Origin of the sequence: Streptomyces sp. F001, from assembly GCF_004187715.1 — a bacterium.
Lineage (GTDB): Bacteria > Actinomycetota > Actinomycetes > Streptomycetales > Streptomycetaceae > Streptomyces > Streptomyces flavusporus.
This window is the reverse complement of record NZ_QZWF01000015.1, coordinates 1-15,490: the sequence shown is the minus strand read 5'-3', so window position 1 is coordinate 15,490 and position 15,490 is coordinate 1. Positions and strand designations below refer to the sequence as shown.

Annotated in this window: 16 protein-coding genes and 1 pseudogene; 4 read left to right on the top strand and 13 right to left on the bottom strand. The window is 71.0% G+C overall.

What is annotated here, in order from left to right; genetic code table 11:
• Nucleotides 1–96: 96 nt before the first annotated feature.
• The 8 genes from StrepF001_RS33675 to StrepF001_RS33640 all read right to left on the bottom strand — a co-directional run bounded on the left by StrepF001_RS33675 (nt 97) and on the right by StrepF001_RS33640 (nt 6,080).
• Complete coding sequence (locus StrepF001_RS33675; protein WP_129801969.1) at nt 97–1,161, bottom strand: hypothetical protein; 1,065 nt, start codon at nt 1,159–1,161, stop codon at nt 97–99.
• Nucleotides 1,161–1,832 (bottom strand): RNA polymerase sigma factor, encoded by a 672-nt coding sequence (locus StrepF001_RS33670; protein ID WP_129801968.1) that lies wholly within the window; start codon nt 1,830–1,832, stop codon nt 1,161–1,163. Before StrepF001_RS33670 ends, StrepF001_RS33675 begins: the two co-directional genes overlap by 1 nt.
• Before the next feature lie 398 nt (nt 1,833–2,230).
• Complete coding sequence (locus tag StrepF001_RS33665) at nt 2,231–3,052, bottom strand: hypothetical protein (RefSeq protein ID WP_129801967.1); 822 nt, start codon at nt 3,050–3,052, stop codon at nt 2,231–2,233.
• Between the two features lie 329 nt (nt 3,053–3,381).
• Nucleotides 3,382–3,999: an RNA polymerase sigma factor gene (locus StrepF001_RS33660; RefSeq protein ID WP_129801966.1), complete on the bottom strand. Its 618-nt coding sequence runs from the start codon at nt 3,997–3,999 to the stop codon at nt 3,382–3,384.
• Nucleotides 4,000–4,119: 120 nt separating this feature from the next.
• Entirely contained in the window at nt 4,120–4,974 is an 855-nt protein-coding gene (locus tag StrepF001_RS33655; protein WP_165396439.1) for a hypothetical protein, read from the bottom strand.
• The gene (locus StrepF001_RS33650; RefSeq protein ID WP_129801964.1) at nt 4,971–5,402 is read right to left on the bottom strand and encodes a hypothetical protein; all 432 of its coding nucleotides are present in this window, start codon (nt 5,400–5,402) and stop codon (nt 4,971–4,973) included. The genes StrepF001_RS33655 and StrepF001_RS33650 overlap by 4 nt, the downstream gene beginning before the upstream one ends.
• A gap of 170 nt (nt 5,403–5,572) precedes the next feature.
• Complete coding sequence (locus StrepF001_RS33645; protein WP_240797796.1) at nt 5,573–5,764, bottom strand: hypothetical protein; 192 nt, start codon at nt 5,762–5,764, stop codon at nt 5,573–5,575.
• 76 nt (nt 5,765–5,840) lie between these two features.
• On the bottom strand, nt 5,841–6,080 hold the full coding sequence (locus StrepF001_RS33640) for a hypothetical protein (RefSeq protein ID WP_129801963.1): 240 nt from the start codon (nt 6,078–6,080) through the stop codon (nt 5,841–5,843).
• A gap of 27 nt (nt 6,081–6,107) precedes the next feature.
• On the opposite strand from StrepF001_RS33640, the pseudogene StrepF001_RS33635 reads away from it, so the two are divergent.
• The 3 genes and pseudogenes from StrepF001_RS33635 (at nt 6,108) to StrepF001_RS33625 (ending at nt 8,294) form a co-directional block, all read left to right on the top strand.
• Nucleotides 6,108–6,883 (top strand): annotated as a pseudogene (locus StrepF001_RS33635) (helix-turn-helix transcriptional regulator).
• A complete protein-coding gene (locus StrepF001_RS33630) occupies nt 6,865–7,002 on the top strand; it encodes a DUF397 domain-containing protein (RefSeq protein WP_129801962.1) in 138 nt (45 codons plus the stop codon). Before StrepF001_RS33635 ends, StrepF001_RS33630 begins: the two are co-directional and overlap by 19 nt.
• A gap of 413 nt (nt 7,003–7,415) precedes the next feature.
• On the top strand, nt 7,416–8,294 hold the full coding sequence (locus StrepF001_RS33625) for a septum formation family protein (protein ID WP_129801961.1): 879 nt from the start codon (nt 7,416–7,418) through the stop codon (nt 8,292–8,294).
• On the opposite strand, the gene StrepF001_RS33620 is transcribed toward StrepF001_RS33625, so the two are convergent.
• Nucleotides 8,209–8,670, bottom strand: coding sequence for a S26 family signal peptidase (locus StrepF001_RS33620; protein ID WP_129801960.1), 462 nt, complete (start codon nt 8,668–8,670; stop codon nt 8,209–8,211). The genes StrepF001_RS33625 and StrepF001_RS33620 overlap by 86 nt on opposite strands.
• Nucleotides 8,671–9,894: 1,224 nt before the next feature.
• On the opposite strand from StrepF001_RS33620, the gene StrepF001_RS33615 reads away from it, so the two are divergent.
• Entirely contained in the window at nt 9,895–11,706 is a 1,812-nt protein-coding gene (locus StrepF001_RS33615; protein ID WP_276322861.1) for an FG-GAP-like repeat-containing protein, read from the top strand.
• A 47-nt stretch (nt 11,707–11,753) separates the two neighbouring features.
• On the opposite strand, the gene StrepF001_RS33610 is transcribed toward StrepF001_RS33615, so the two are convergent.
• From StrepF001_RS33610 to StrepF001_RS33595, 4 genes are all read right to left on the bottom strand, one after another.
• Nucleotides 11,754–12,149: a hypothetical protein gene (locus StrepF001_RS33610; RefSeq protein WP_165396438.1), complete on the bottom strand. Its 396-nt coding sequence runs from the start codon at nt 12,147–12,149 to the stop codon at nt 11,754–11,756.
• A 130-nt stretch (nt 12,150–12,279) separates the two neighbouring features.
• On the bottom strand, nt 12,280–12,849 hold the full coding sequence (locus tag StrepF001_RS33605) for a hypothetical protein (RefSeq protein WP_129801958.1): 570 nt from the start codon (nt 12,847–12,849) through the stop codon (nt 12,280–12,282).
• Nucleotides 12,850–12,925: 76 nt separating this feature from the next.
• Nucleotides 12,926–13,450: a hypothetical protein gene (locus StrepF001_RS33600; RefSeq protein WP_129801957.1), complete on the bottom strand. Its 525-nt coding sequence runs from the start codon at nt 13,448–13,450 to the stop codon at nt 12,926–12,928.
• Between the two features lie 81 nt (nt 13,451–13,531).
• The gene (locus StrepF001_RS33595) at nt 13,532–15,193 is read right to left on the bottom strand and encodes a glycoside hydrolase family 20 protein (RefSeq protein WP_240797795.1); all 1,662 of its coding nucleotides are present in this window, start codon (nt 15,191–15,193) and stop codon (nt 13,532–13,534) included.
• Nucleotides 15,194–15,490 lie beyond the last annotated feature (297 nt).

Genomic DNA, 15,490 nt, shown 5'->3' with positions numbered 1-15,490 from the left:
GCCGATGACCAGTCGGCTCATTCAGTACTGCGCCGCCGCGGCCGAAAATGTCACACCCTGCGTGGCGAGAAGTTCAATGCGGAACGAAACCGCAGGTCAGAAGGCCGAGTGGGACGGGCTGGCGGTCGGCAGCGGCGAGGTCGCCGGTCTCTCCGGGCGACTGGGCGCGAAAGCCGGCGGCGAGGACGACACGCCGTCCCGGTCGCCGGGGATGCCGGGGGCTATGTCGTCCTCGCCCTTGTCCTTGTCGTCGTCGTTGCCTTTGCCGTCGTCGCCTTCGCCGCCGTTGCCCTCGTCGTCCTTGTCGCCGCTCCCGGCGTCGTCATCGCCGTCGCTGCGGCCCTTGTCGACCTTGGTCTCGGCACCGCCGGTGTTCTTCAGGACGTCGTCGCAGTACTTCCCGACGCGCGACGAACCACCGGCCGCCCCTTCCAGGGTCCGCTGGCGGCCAAGGTCCAGCTCCTTGCCCTTGCGCACATCACGGCACGCCGAGGTGACCGTCTCCCACCAGCCGTCGGGCCGGCCGGCCGGGCTCTCGGCGGTGTCCCGCTCCTCGGCCGTGTTGTTGTCGGCCGGGGTGGACTCCTCGACGGCGGGGCCGCTCGTGGTGACCTCGGGCGTGGGCGAGCCGGTCTCGCCGTCCTGCGCCGACGGAGGCGAGGCGAGCGGGCGCTCCGCATCCGGTGGTTCGGCGGCCGAGACCGACGCGGCCGGGCCGGGTTCGTCGTCGAAGGGCGTGGGCAGGACTCCGGTTCCGGCCGCGACAGCCACCCCGCCGACCATGCCGACGGCCAGCGCGGCGGCCAGCCCCAGACGCACGGGGCGGGCCCAGCGCGGGCTGCGAACTGTGGGCGTACGCCGACGGGAGCGGCCGCCGAGCCGCACGAGCCCGGCGTCGGAGGGGTGGGCACGGCCGGGCGCACCGAGGTCGGCGCGCTCACTGTCCCGGTCCGCCCGCGCCTTGCGGAAAGCGGCCAGCGCAGCGGCTTCACCGGGGAGTTCGTCGCTGGTCAGCGCGGGTTTCACGGACAGCGCACCCAGTGTTTCGGCAAGCCTTGCGGCCTGGTCCCCGGCGGCGGCGTCGACAGCGTCCAGTGGCTCTCCGCTCAGCAAACGCTCCGTCGTATCGCGGTCCAGCCACCTGTACTGCTCGTCGGCCATCACATGTCCTTCTGCGTCCGCGCGCGCGTAGGCGTCACACTCGCGGACGTCACCGCGCCGTCGCGCGGTTCTCGCTGCGGCGGCAGGGCGTCGAGGACGCCGGCCGATTCCGGATCGGCTCCCGCCTCGCCGAGGAGCTCGGCGAGGCGCCTCAGACCGCGGTGCGCCGCGGTGCGTACGGCACCCGCGCGCTTGCCCAGCGTCTCGGCGGCGGTCTTCGCGTCCAGGCCCACCACCACGCGCAGGACGACGGCCTCGGCCTGGTCCTGCGGCAGCCGGGCGATGAGGGAGAGGGTCTGGTCGGTGGCCAGGGCCTCGATGGCCTCGCCCGCGGTGTCGGACTCGGCGGCCCGGCCGGTCAGTTCCGTCTCGTCGCCGCCTATCGCGGGGCGGCGTCCTCGCATGCGTATGTGATCCAGCGCGCGATTGCGGGCGATCCGGGCGGCCCACCCCCGGAACCGGTCGGCGTCCCCGCTGAACCGCTCCAGGTCCCGCGCTATCTGCAACCAGGCCTCGGACGCCACGTCCTCGGCGTCCGGGTCGCCGACCAGCGTCCGTACGTATCCGAGCAACCGTGGATGCACCGCGCGGTACACAGTCCGGAACGCGGTCTCGTCCCCGTCCTGTGCCGCAAGCACCGCGGCTGTCAGCTCCGCGTCGTCCCCCAGCACCGCACGCCCTTCTTTGCGCCTAAGCCGGCGCCGCTCTCGCGGACCTGGTTGCTCACCGTCGTGGTTCCTCAATTGATGGTTGCTGTCCAAGGCCTTTGGGCGGTCGCGGTCGTCTGCCACCTGTCGCTGGTGCGGCGCGAAAGGCACGTTACGTCCTGAAACCGCTCCCAGTCCATGTCCGTAGAGGATGCAACTAACTCGTGACACGCCAGGGTGTGACAGAAAACGCACTCATGGCGCTGTAGAGAGTACGGGCCGCCGCGCGGCCCGTGCCGCGCGACGGCCGGGGCCTCTCCTGTGGGGGGTGGCGGCCCCGGCCGTTGCCTTGGCGCAGAACTCGCGCCGCCCTGCGGGTGAAGATACCGGGGGGCGCGAGGTCAGGGCTCTTTCCCTGTGGGTCAGTTCTTCTTCCCGTTCACAGTGGCCTTGTCGGCCTGGTCGCCGCCCGCGCCACTGTTCACGTTGCCCGCGCGGCTCTCCCCGTTGTCGGCACGGTTGTCGTCGGCACCGTTCGTCGCGCCCGCCGCTCCGCCGCCCGGCGTGGCCGCCTGGCTCGGCCTGCTCGTGGCCGCCCGCGCCGGCTGCTCGGCGCAGTACGCGGCCACCTTGTCCTCGCCGCCCGCCGCCGTGACGAGCCGCTGCCAGGCCGTCGAGTCCAGCGCGTTACCGCGGTCCCTGACCTGGTCGTAGGCGCGGCACTGGGCCTCGGTGTCCTGGGCGGTGGACGGGTGGTCGGGCTTCCCGGAGGCGGCGTCGGACGCCGCGGAGGAGCGCTCGGCGACCGGCAGGTCGGAGGTGCTGGTCGACCGGGTCGGCCTGCCCTGGTCGGCGGCAGGGCCGTCCGACGAGTCGGACGAGCCGATCGTGGCGACCGCTACGCCGCCCAGCGCGAGACTCGCAATGAACAGGGAGAGCGTGGTCTTCACCGAGAGCGCCAGCCGCCGTTGCTCGCGGGGCCGCCAGTCGTCCCGACGCCGGGTGCGCGCTCGGTGTGCCCCCGCGTCCCGCGCGGCCTGGAACGCGGCCACGGCACGCTGCTCACCCTCGGCGTCCACGCGGTGCCCGCGCAGCACGGCGGCGGAGAGCAGCGCCTCCAGCTCGGCGTCGTCGAGTGCCACGGCCGGGCCGGACGCGTGACCGGACGTGTGGCCGGAGGCCGTGCCGTCAGGGTGCACATGCCGACGGCCGGGGGACCCACCGCCGTTCTGCTGTTCACCCATGTCCGCTTCCCGTCCCTGTCCGACCTGTTCAATTCATGTGGCCTGTGGACTCTTGTGACTCACACACGCCTGTGGGGCCCGTATGGCCTTTCCTGGCCCACGTGGTCTCTGTGACCATGTGCGCCCTGTGTCCTATGTGGCAGCTGTGACTCGCGGCTTCCGTAGAGCCTGCACGGCACCCACGAGAGCCTGTACGGCGCGCACGCCCGTACGACTCACGCGCCGTCCGCCGACCGGCCACCGGCGCCCTTCCGGGAGCCGCCGCACCCGACCGGCCTGCCTCGCCGATGCGCCGATGTGCCACCTTGGCCGCTGCCGTCACTCACTGTTCATTTCGATTCCCCCAGCGTCTGGGGGCCGCCATCCGTCACACCTTCGACGCCCAGCTGCTTGGCCAGGCGCTTCAGCCCCCGGTACGCGGCCGTCCGCACCGCGCCCGGGCGCTTGCCGAGGACGCGGGCCGCGGCCGGGGCGTCGAGGCCGACCACCACCCGCAGCAGCACCGCCTCAGCCTGGTCCCGCGGCAGCCCGCGGACCAGCTCCACGGCGTGCTCCGTGGAGATCGACTCCAGCGCCTGGTCGTGCGTGCTGTGCGGACCGGCCAGCTCCAGTACGTCCTGTTCCAGGACCGACGACCGGGGCCGTACCTTCTGCCGGCGCAGATGGTCCAGCGCCCGGTGCCGGGCGATGGTGGCGCTCCAGCCCCGGAACCCGGCTCCGTCGCCCTTGAACCGGCCCAGGTCCCGGGCGATCTCCAGCCAGGCCTCGGACGCCACGTCCTCCGCGTCGTCCCCGACCAGCCCGCGCAGGTACCCGAGCAGTCCTGGCTGCACCAGCCGGTACGCGACCGTGAAGGCGGCCTCGTCACCTTCCTGGGCCCGCGCGACGGCCGCGCCCAATTCCCCGTCGTGCGCGTGCACGCGGCGGGGTTCCCCTCCTCGGCCCAAGAACTGTCCTCGTCCGTACTGGTTCGTGGCGAATCCGTGCCCCGGGGTACGGCCGCCCTTTGCCCACCTTCCCCCACGGTCAACAGCGCCCGGCCTCACAGAAGTGTCACAGGGCGCTCATCAGCCCATTCCGTCCGGAAGCACGACGGTGCCCTCGTACATCCCCGCGGTCCGCTCCGTCACCTCCTGGTCGTAGCGGATCTGCCGCCCCTCGGGGGGGATCAGGAAGGTGCACTTGAAGGTGTGCGCGGTGACGCGGTACGTCGAGGCGTCGAGCACGAAGGACTCCTCGGCACCCGCCATGATGATCCGGCTCTCGGGGGCGGTGACACCGGCCGCGCGCAACTGCTCCAGGGTCGGGGTGAATTCGCGCAGCGCCTTCTGTACGACACCCTCGTCCCGTACATCGGTCAGCCGGGCGGTCGTGGTACGGACGCGCAACTCGACCCGGCCCTCGGGGCCGTCCGGCTCGGCGAGGGTGATCCCGTCGCCGTATCCCCGGAACCCGTCGAGCGCGGCGAGAGGGTCCTCCACCTTGTCCGCGAACTCCGGGTCGGAGAGCGGCCCGTGCTCCCAGGCGCCACCGCCCTCGTTGACGTACGCCGTCCCGTCGACGACGTAGATCTCCTCTGGCTTGGCCCCGTTCCTGCCGCGGATCGTGCCGGTGGAGTGCAGCGCCCACGGGTCGCCGGTGGTCCGGTGCACGGTGGCCGTGTAGGTCGCGGCGTTCTCCTGCCCTTGCAGGACCAGGCCCTCGCGCCCCTTCACCGTGAAGGTCCAGCCCTGCTCCGCGGCCATCGCCTCCTCGGCCAGGGCGAGGAACTCGGCGGGGGTCTCGGGGGCGGGTGCGGGCTCGGTCTTGGCGGGTGCGGCGGCCCGGCGGCTCGGCTCGGAGGGCGGCGCGTCATCCACCGAGCACCCCGTGAGTGCGGCGGAGACGAGAAGCGCGGTCGTCGCGGCGATGCGTCTTCTCATGCCACGGCTCTCCGTGCCCGCCCGTGCAGGGTCAGGTAGAAAATCTGCAGCGACTCCCCGGGGCCGCCGATGTCGAACCGGTTGTGGACCTTGCCGAGCGGGTTCCAGACCCGCCCGTCCGGCATCCGCACCCCCACCGGCTGGCCGAAGTAGGCGCACTGGTCGGCGTCGAAGTCCATCCACACCGCCCCCGCGCGGCGCACGAGCACCTCACCGACGTACGCCCCGAGCCCCGACAGCGCCTCCCGCACGCGCTCCCGGTCGGCACCGCCCTTGCGCAGTCCGTCGATCAGGAAGTCGACGATGCGCAGGCTGGCCACCGAGTAGTCCAGCGGCAGGCGATTACGGGCGGTGACGCGGGTGACGAAGGCCGCGGCGTAGGGGCGCATCTCACGTGCGCGCGGTGTGCGTTCGTCCACTGTGCTCATGGGGACCCCACCCCTTTGGCTTGGCCGGCGGAAGGACTCCTGCTGGTCCTTCCGCTGACCAAGCGGATGTCGCCTCACGAGCATCACGGGTAACGAGCGTGTTCATTCGCACACAGCAAGGTCACAGGACGCGTACAACCTTTTGACTTCTCGTGAGTCCGCGACGCATCTCAGGGAACGGGGGGCCCGCCCACGAAGCCGTCCCGGCCTGCCGGGGGCCGCATCACCGCGTAGTCGCCGAAGTTCCGCCGGTAGCGCAGGTGCCGGGTCTCCTGCGTGTGCCGACGCTGCCACTCCTCGACGGGCGCGGGATGGCCGTACGTACCAGACCGCGCACCGCACTCGGTCTCGTCGCCGGACACGCAACGGCCTCGTACTCGGGCTCCGCGGTGCGGTCCTGCTCGATGGTGAACGGGACGTAGCGGAACACGCGCCGGGTCACTGCGCCGCTCCCCTCTCGATTCCCTTCTCGATGACGGCCGCCAACTCCCGTGCGAGGGGCGGGGAACAGCGTCCCAGCTCGATGAGGGGCCGGGGGTTCGCGTCGGCGTAGGTGTTCGGGTCCAGCCTCAGCGACGGGAGTCCGAGTCCGGCGCGTTCGAGGGCGGACGCGAGGGCATCCCTGACCTCCTCGGCGTCTCTGATCGTGTCGGCCGCCGCCCGGTGCTCCGTCGTCATGGATCCGCCCCTTCCGCCGTTCTCCCAGTGATCACGGGACGCAGCCAGGAACCACGCCGACGGTACGCGGAGGAACTCCGGTTACTGCGCACGGCCAGGGGCGAGAGTCTGCGTGAGCTGGCCAAGGCGGTGGGCTGGGACGCGTCGCTGTTCGGGAAGCTGGAGAGCGGGGCGACGCTGGGGAGCCCCGAAGTGGCCGAGGCGCTGGATCTGCATTACGGGACGCCAGGGTTGTTGTTGGCATTGTGGGAGCTGGCGGTGGGGGATCCTACGCAGTTCAAGGAGCAGTATCGGCGGTACATGGCGCTGGAGGCCGAGGCGGTGAACTTGTGGCACTACGGGGTGAGCACGATTCACGGTCTTCTCCAGACGGAGGGGTACGCGTAGGAGGTTCTCGCGCTGGGCAGCGCCAAGGGCAAGGAGTTGGAGCAGCAGGTTGAGGCGCGCACAGGCCGGCGGAAGTTGCTGGAAGGGGAGGACGCACCACCATTCCGCGCCCTTTTCGCCGAGGCGGTGCTGCGCACCCCGCTGCGCGACGCCAGGGCGTGGCGGCAACAGTTGGAGTACCTGCTGGAGGTGTCGGAGCGCCCGAACATCACCCTCCAGGTACTGCCGCAAAGCTCAGGCCTGCACGGGCTGGTGAGCACCGACGTGATGTTCCTTCGGCTGTTGGACGGCGCTACTCAGTTGAGCGGCTGCAACGTGCGTACGATGCGATGCGCGACCTAGCTCTGAACCCGGCCGAGTCGCGGAAGTTCAGCCTGCGGATGTCGGAGGAAGTGCCGTGCGAGCCATCGACCTGACCGAGGTGACGTGGCGCAAGAGCAGCTACAGCAACCCGGACGGCGGCGCACTCGTCTTCGAGGCCCGAGCGTGGTCGTCGTTCGTCACCGCCGTCAAGGACGGCGGACTCCCCGCCTGAGCCCACCGCCAGCCCCCGAACAACCGGCCCTCGTCACCACGGCGAGGGCCGTTGACATGGTCGGACACCCCCTGCCGCATCGAACTCTTCAGCCGTGCCGTGGACCGCACCTGCAGCGATCGCATACAACCACTGCGGCTCGTCGAGAGTCAGAGAGGCTGTGACGAGCCAAGAGGAGAGTGCAGGACAGCGGCCTGCCGGCGCTGGACCGGCTGTCCGAGTACTGGCCCGGCACGGAGCGCGACATCGCCGCTGACTGAAACGGGCCGAGCGTCGGCACGAAGCCCCGGAGGGCTGGGACTTCCCGTGCACCCGCCCCGACCGGCAAGGACCTTCGCGCAGTCCCGTCACAGGAGTGGCATACGATGCGCACGCCGCCCCTCATAAAGTTCTCATAAGAGGATGTACACGTCATGGCAATCCGTACCCCATACCGTCCCCTTCGTGGCATATCTGCCGTCGTCGCCCTGCTCGCGATCGGCGCGGTGGGGTGCTCGGATGTCTCGGATGCCGTCGACAGCGCCAAGGACGGCGCGAAGAAGGTGGCCCGCCAGCGATCGGTGTTCTCGCTGGGTATCGGGGACTGCTACAACCCGAACGGCAAGGTAGAGGGCGATACGTTCGCCGTCGAGATCGTGCCCTGCGGCGAGGCGCACGCGGGTCAGGTCGTCGGCGAATTCAAGATCGACGAAGAGAAGACATACCCCGGCGACGACGCGGTCTCGGCGATCGCCGACGAGCGGTGCCCGGTCGAGGCGGGGAAGTTCGCCCAGGACACCTGGGCGCTCCCCAAGGGGGTCGACCTCTTCTACTACACCCCGACCCAGGAGAGCTGGGCGACGGGTGACCGCGCCGTGACCTGCACCTACACCAAGGAATCGGGCAAGTTCACCGGCTCGATGAAGGCCGACGCAAAGACCTTGAAGCCCGAGCAGACCGCCTACCTGAAGGGTGCGAACGCCGTCTACGACGCTCTGTGGGCGAACCAGTCCGAAGAGGATTACGTCGAGGACGACCTGGACGGCTACAAGGCGCAGGCCAAAGCCGTCGCAGCCGCCCTCGATGCGCACCTCGAGGGCCTGCAGGACATCGAGGGCACGGAGGTCGGCAAGCTCCGCGAGCAGCTGAAGAAGACCGCCGAGCACTGGAAGAAGGCCGCGAACGCCACCGACGCCGACGCGTTCTACATCGCCTACGACCCGGCCTTCACCGGCCTCGACCCGAACAAGACGGTCGCCGCCCGCAAGGAACTGGGCCTGGCCACCACCGATGCCGAGGTCTGGGCGAGCTGACGCCCCTTCGGACCGCGCGGGGCCGCGTCCGCCAAGGACCCGGCCCCGCCTCCTCATTGGCCGGCCGGTGTTCCCGTCCGGCCTGGCCTCCTTCAGCGGCTGGCGGGGCGCCAGGTTCTCGGTGTAAGTCCGATGCGGCGGCGCCTGACGGTCGCGGCGACCCGGTCTCGTCGATGACGACATGATCGCCGCCGACGCCTATCACCCGCATCATGAAGACGCTGTCGGCGCCCCAGTCACGTGCAGAGAACAGGACCACGTCACTGCGCCGGACACCCGAACCGTCGACGGGCCTCACCGTGACGTCGCTTCCCTCGGGATACGTCGGCTCCATCGCCCGGCTTTGCTGCTGCGGCGAGGCCGTCCGAACTGTCATCACTCTCCAGTAGTCCGCGCCACCAAAGCAGCAGATCCCCCACCGGTGTCTCGTCGGCGCACAGGACCGACACCTCCTGCGAGAACTCGCCGAGGCCGAAAGCCTGGCACAACTGCTTGTAGTCGGCGGGCAGTTCGGCCCCCGGATCGCTATCACTGAGCAGTCTGACGTGATCTACGTCACTAAACCCGCCGGGCTGTGACGTTTACCCGGCGCGAATCGCTGGGTGAAGCAGGCCATCCGTGTGACGGATGTGCCTCACGTGACTTCTTCTTCTCTGGCCTTGTACGGCCTTCTTTGGGGTGGATTCGTCTTGAGTCGTCGTACTCGACGTACGCGTCGTATGTCGCATGCATACAAACCGCTCAGTCTCAAGAGACGCGCGTGGCTGACGGTGGGAGCCGTCGTGCTCAGCGGTGCCGGTGTCGTGACGTACGCGATCGCGGATCCGTCCGCGCCGGCCGACGCAAAGCGGGAGAGCCGCAAGCCGTCCGTGCACACGCTGAAGCTGAAGGACGAGGGCAGGGGCCGCAAGGGCCTGGACCGACGGGACACGGACCGGTTCAGCGCGGTGGTGCTGACCTGGGACGACCCGGAGGCGGCGGCCAAGGGCAGGCCCCAGGTGCGCACTCGGGACATCGAGACCGGCAAGTGGTCGGCGTGGCAGACGGTGGAGAAGGAGCCGAGCCAGGCCGACGGCGCCGAGGCGGAGCGCGCCGCCGCACGCGGTGGCACCGAGTCGCTGTGGACCGGCGCGTCCGACGGCATCGAGGTCCGCCTGGTGAACGCCGACGGCACGGAGGCGACGGGCCAGCCGGCCGACATGGACGTCAAGCTGCTCGACCCGGGCACCGACCCGGAAGGCATCGGCACCAACGCCGCCGGCGCCGACGGGATGGAGCCCGCCGCGTTCGTCGCGGAGACCAGCGCCCCGGTCACCGAATCGCCGACGGCCACGGACACGCCCACGCCGACCGATACGCCGACCGACACCGCGACGCCGACGCCGACGGACACGCCCACGGCCACGGACACGGCCACAGACACCTCCTCCCCGACGGCGTCCCCACGCCCACCCCGACCTCCACGGTCCCCGCTCCCCGGCCCTCGACCGTCGTCAAGCCGCCGATCATCACGCAGGCCCAGTGGGGCGCGTCGACGGACTACAACGGCACGCCGAGCTACGGCACCGACATCAAGGCCGCCGTCGTCCACCACACCGGCGTGGACAACGACAACACCCTCTCCTGCGCCGAGAGCGCGGCCCGGATGCGGACGATCCAGCAGGCGCACCTGGCCCAGGAATGGTTCGACGTCGGCTACAACTTCATCGTCGACAAGTGCGGCCAGATCTTCGAGGGCCGCAGCGGCGGCATGGACCTGCCGGTGATCGGCGCGCACGACGCCGGGTTCAACACCGACACCCTCGGCATCTCGTACATCGGCAACTTCGAGACCGCCAAGCCGAGCCGGGCCGCGCTCGACGCCATGGCCCGGATCATCGCCTGGAAGTTCGGAATGTACGGCGTCGACCCGACGACCAACGTCACGCTGACCTCCCGCGCGGACAAGGGTTACAGCGGCAACAACGTGCCGCTGGGCCAGCAGATCACCCTGCCGCGCGTCTTCGGGCACAAGGACACCAACGCCACGGCCTGCCCCGGCGCCAACCTGTACCCCAAGCTGGGCCTGATCCGCGCCCTCGCCAAGACCCCGGGCATCTCGCACGCCCTGGCCACCTCGGACTACAACCGCGACGGCGTCAGCGACCTCGTCGCCGGTACGCCGAAGGCCAACCGGGTCACCGTGATCCCCGGCGGCGTCAACGGCCCGGTGACGGCGTCGAAGATCGGCCTCACCCAGAACAGCGCCGGCGTCCCCGACTCCTCCGAGGCCGGTGACTCCTTCGGCGCCTCGACCGCGTGGGGCGACTACAACGGCGACGGCCACGCCGACCTCGCGATCGGCTCCCCCGGCGAGGACGACACCAGCGGCAACACCGACCGAGGCCAGGTCACGGTGATGTACGGCCCCACGCTCACGAAGGGCTTCTCGTACACCACGTCCGGCACGGTCACAGCCGCCGGCGCCAAGCTCGGCTCCACCGTCACGGTCGGCGACTTCAACGCCGACGGCAAGGCGGACGTCTTCTCGGCGGGCACCGGCAAGGGCGGCAACTGGCACGTGCGGTTTTCCGGCGGCGCCACCGCGTCCGGCGCGCTGACCAGTGCCACGGGTTCGCTCGCCTACCTCGACTCCGCGAGCGGCGACTTCAACCGGGACGGCTACGCGGACGTCGCCCTCAACTACCGGGACACCGCGGGCATCGGGCGTGTGGTCCGGTTCGCGGGCTCGGCGACCGGCCTGACCAAGGCGGGGGTGCTCTCCGTCAAGGGCGGCCGTTCCATCGCCGCGGGCGACATCAACGCCAACGGCTATGACGACATCGTCATCGGCCAGGCGGTCGCCGCCGAGTCCGGCGCCATCTCCGGCGGCCAGGTCACCATGCTGTTCGGCACGTCGACCGGGTTCACCACGACCGGCATGAAGGTCATCCACCAGGACACCGCCGGCGTCCCGGGCGGCAACGAGTCCGGCGACGCCCTCGGCATCTCCGTCTCCATCGGCGACTACGACGCGGACGGCTACCCGGACGTCCTGGCCGGCGCCAAGAACGAGGACCTCACCCGCAGCGGGGTGAACCAGGTCAACGCGGGCAACGCGCTCCTGATCAGGGGCAGCTCGACCGGCCTCACCGGCTCCGGCTCGCTCGCGATCTCACAGGACACCACCGGCGTCCCCGGCTCGACCGAGTCCAACGACGGGTTCGGCTCAGCCGTCTCGCTCACCGACCTGTCCGGATACGGGCGCGCCGACCTGACGTTCGGCGCCTCGGGCGAGGACGGCGGCGACGGCATCCTGATGTACCTGCCGAGCAACAGCACGGGCCTCGGTTACGCCCAGACGGTCATCCTCAGCAAGACCGCCCTGGGCACCCCCACGGACGGCATGCTGGGCCAGACCCTGACGCCGTAGCCACGGATCCGACGGCCGGGGCCCGCACTGCACAGGGGCCCCGGCCGTCACCGTCCGGTCGTACCGAGCGTCGCGTCCCGGCAGAGCAGCCGCAGCGAACCGTCACCCGCGAAGCAGCGGCGGGCCTCGTCGACCGGGTCCCAGAGGCGGCCGTCGGGGGTGCGGACCCAGTGGTCGCCCCCGGTCGCCCACCACTCGGCGCCGGTCTGACGGACGATCACCTCACCCGCGTACGCGCCCAGGCCGCGCAGCACGTTCTCCACGGCGGCGTACGGCGTTTCCTCCCGGCGCAGTTCGTCGATCAGCCGGTCGACGCGCCACAGGCTCTGCGCCGAGTAGTCGAGGTGCAGCCGCGCCCCCTCGCGCAGCGTCGCCACCGCGTCCGCAGCCCAGCGCACCGGCTTCGTCGCAGCTGAGGGCCTGGTTTCCTGCTCTGTCGTCACAGTCGTCACACTCCGAAGAGCGCGGCGGCGCGAGGATTCGTCACACGGATCCGGCGGGTTCCCGCAACCGGCGCAGGACCGCCCCAACGCCACCCCAGGACGGTCACAGGATTCTTTCCGGCAACCCGGTTTACGCCTGACGCGCCCGGCGCGACACGACCGCCCGCAGCACCCGCCGCCCCTCCGTGGAGACCTCCAGCGCCCGGCGCAATCCGCCCGAGCCGTGCTCGGCGAGCAGTTCCAGGACGGTGATCTGGCGGCGCAGTTCGGCGGCGACGAGCGGCGACATGCCCTCCGTACGGCCCGCGCGGCGGGAGTCGACCGAGTCCGCGCCGTCCTCGGCGGGGTCGAGGAGGCGGTGGACCTGCAGGGAGGCGACCGAGCAGCCGTCGGCCCACACCCGCGCCTCTGCGGCCGACCGGACACCCGGGGCGGCGGCCAGCATCCGCCGGACCAGCAACGCGGCCTCGTCCTCGATGTCCTCGGCGTCCATGACGTCCGCGACGCCCAGCTGTGCGCGCGTCTTGTCCAGCAGAGCGCCCCACTCGCCCGCGTCCGCACCGTCCGCGAGGTTCGCCCACAGCGGGCGCAGCACCTCGTCGTCACCGCCCAACAAGGGCACACACCGATCCAAACAAGCCAGCCCACTGGCGACCAGTCCGCGTTCGTCGGCCTGCGCGATCAGTTCCACCAGGCTCATCCACGCCTCCTGCTCCGGGGCGCCATCCCTTACGGAGCCCGCACTTCCCCTTACTGCGCGCAGCGCCGCCGCAGTGTCACAGGGGTACCACGCCGAGCCGGTCGAGGAAGCGGAAGAACAGGTTTTCGGCCACGGGGTCCCGCGGGAGCGGGGCCGGGTCGGGGTCGGTGGTCAGGACGTCGAGCAGCGGCTCGGCGGGCACGGTGTGACCGGCCTCCGCCGCCCAGGCGACGGCCCGTTCGGCGGCGTCGCGCGGTTCGAGGAAGTAGTCCTCCAGCGTCAGCCCCTCACGGTCCGCGCCGAGGTACCCGGCCATCGCTGCCCGCGCCAGACAGGCCGTCCACGCCCCGCTCTGCGGTGCCGCCGCCTCCACGACCACGCAGGCGCTGTCCATGACGTATCCGAAGAGCGCGGGCGCCCCGGTCCCGGCGGCCAGCGCGTTCATGCTGCCGACGTCACCGTCGCCGCCGGCGTACTCCCACACCTGCCAGCCGCCTGGCGCCGACTCCCGCAGCTCACCGCCCGGCACCCCCGACAGCGCGGCCAGCTCCGCGAGCGGCCGCTCGTCGCGTCCCACGACGAAGTATCCCCAGTAGCCCATGTCCGTTCCCCCGGCGTTTCGACTCGGCCCTGTGCGCCGAATACACCACAACCCCGGGGAACTTCGCAGCCCTTCGCGCCTTCAGCCGAGCCGGTCGGCCAGTTTGCTGAACTCTGCCCAGGAAAGCTCGGGTTGATCCGGATCCCACAGTTTCTGGACCGTCGCCCGCAGCGGCATCCGGATGCCGGCGGCCACCTGGGCCTGCGTCTGGGAGTTCGCGAGGTCGCACCACACCGCGAAGGAGCCGCCGAGGATCTGGTCCTCGTACTGCGCCGGAACCGCCTGGGTACCGCGCAGCACGCGCGGCGTCCACTGCTCGTAGATCCGCTGCCCCGTCGGATAGACGAAGGTCTGCGGCTGCCCGAGGACGTAGTACAGGAACTCGTCGTTGTAGTTGATGACCTCGCGGCCCGCCCTCAGATACTCGACCGGGATGCGCGCGCCGATCTCCTTGCCCGTCCAGTACGCGACCTTGATGTCCCTGGCGGGCTGCACGGTCGTACCGGCATAGAACCCGTCGTTCCAGGCGCGCGGGGTGCGGCCGTGGGCGCGGACGGTGGCGGCGCGGTCGTTGAGCCAGCCGGTGGCGAGGTCGGCGACGGTCGCGCCGGAGCCGTACGCCTCCCGAGCGGCGGCCGCGAGCTGCGGGTACGAGGCCTGGGGGTCGGAGACCGTCAGCGCCCGGTACTCGTCACCACCGAGGTGCCACTGCCCGCCGGGAAAGAGGCCAGCGTACTCGTCGATCAGCTCGTCGACGATCTCGGCGGCGGCCGGCTTGGAGATGTCCACCGCACCGCGCGCCGCCACCCCCTGCGCGTTGCGCAACTGCAGATCGGGGTGGGCTGCGATGACCGCGCCCAGGTGCCCCGGCGAGTCGATCTCGGGCACGACCGTGATGTGCCGGCTCTCCGCGAGGTCGACGATCCTGCTGACCTCCGCCTTGGTCAGGTGCTCCTTCGACACGATCTCCGGATGCTTCTCGGACTCGATACGGAAGCCCTGGTCGTCGGAGAAGTGCAGGCCCAGCTGGTTGAACTTCAGGTCGCCCAGCTCCCGCACCCGGTCCTCGATCCAGTCGGCGGTGAAGTGCTTGCGGGCGATGTCCAGCATCAGCCCGCGCTGCGGCTTGGCCGGCTGGTCGCGCACGATGCCCTCCGGCGCCGTGCCGCCTCCGTGCACGGTCTGCTTCAGCGTGCGGGTGCCGTAGAAGACGCCCGCGTCGGCAGGCCCGCTGATCGTCACCCGCCCGCCGCGCACGGTCATGGTGTACGACTCCGGGTCCGCACCCGCCTCGCCGCCGAGCGCCAGCCGTACGTCCCCGGCGCGCACGTCATCCTTCTCACCGCCGTACGACAGCCCCAGCTCACCGGCGATCAGCCGCCCCTCGTCGGCCAGGTCCGCGTCGCTCACCACCACGCGGTACCCCCGCGCCGGGCGCCATCCGGGGCCGCGCCCCGGAGTGTGGTCGCGGACGGCGGGGATCGTGCGCGGGGCCGTGGACAGGGGGTACGAGCGGGTGGGCGACGGGGTCGGGGTCGGCGCGGCCGCGGCATCGGGATCGGAGGCCGTCGGAGCGGCGGTGTCCGCGGGCCGGGTCGCCGAACCGGCCGGACCGCCGCCGCCCTCCATGGCCCACACGCCCAGGCTCAGCCCGACCGCGATCACGCCGGCGACGGCCGCCGTGATCAGCACCCGCCTCCGCTTCACCTTCGTCGCCGGTGCCCGGCGCCTGCGCTGACTCACTCCGCCAACCTAAGGCGTCGAGCGTCCACCGCGCGCTTCCAAACTCTGCCGTTGGGGTGAAATTCGCGCATCCATCGGGCAGTCCCTGACCACTCTCGATAACGTGACGACACGCCTCTCACAAGATCCCCTGCCGACACACACGTGACGCCCACGAGGACACACGCTGCCTGCGCACCGTCTCCCAGACCTCCCCGGCCAAGCCGCTTTACCGGAACAGACCCGCGGCGCCCCTGCCCCGCTGGACCTGTTCAACACGGCCCCCGCCGAGGCGGTGCCTGTCTCTTATACACATCT

Coding starts and splice junctions, on each gene's coding strand:
- StrepF001_RS33600 (WP_129801957.1), bottom strand. CDS start 13,450: ATGGGCTACTGGGGATACTTCGTCGTGGGACGCGACGAGCGGCCGCTC.
- StrepF001_RS33620 (WP_129801960.1), bottom strand. CDS start 8,670: ATGACAGTTCGGACGGCCTCGCCGCAGCAGCAAAGCCGGGCGATGGAG.
- StrepF001_RS33665 (WP_129801967.1), bottom strand. CDS start 3,052: ATGGGTGAACAGCAGAACGGCGGTGGGTCCCCCGGCCGTCGGCATGTG.
- StrepF001_RS33655 (WP_165396439.1), bottom strand. CDS start 4,974: ATGAGAAGACGCATCGCCGCGACGACCGCGCTTCTCGTCTCCGCCGCA.
- StrepF001_RS33625 (WP_129801961.1), top strand. CDS start 7,416: ATGGCAATCCGTACCCCATACCGTCCCCTTCGTGGCATATCTGCCGTC.
- StrepF001_RS33650 (WP_129801964.1), bottom strand. CDS start 5,402: ATGAGCACAGTGGACGAACGCACACCGCGCGCACGTGAGATGCGCCCC.
- StrepF001_RS33605 (WP_129801958.1), bottom strand. CDS start 12,849: ATGAGCCTGGTGGAACTGATCGCGCAGGCCGACGAACGCGGACTGGTC.
- StrepF001_RS33675 (WP_129801969.1), bottom strand. CDS start 1,161: ATGGCCGACGAGCAGTACAGGTGGCTGGACCGCGATACGACGGAGCGT.
- StrepF001_RS33640 (WP_129801963.1), bottom strand. CDS start 6,080: ATGACGACGGAGCACCGGGCGGCGGCCGACACGATCAGAGACGCCGAG.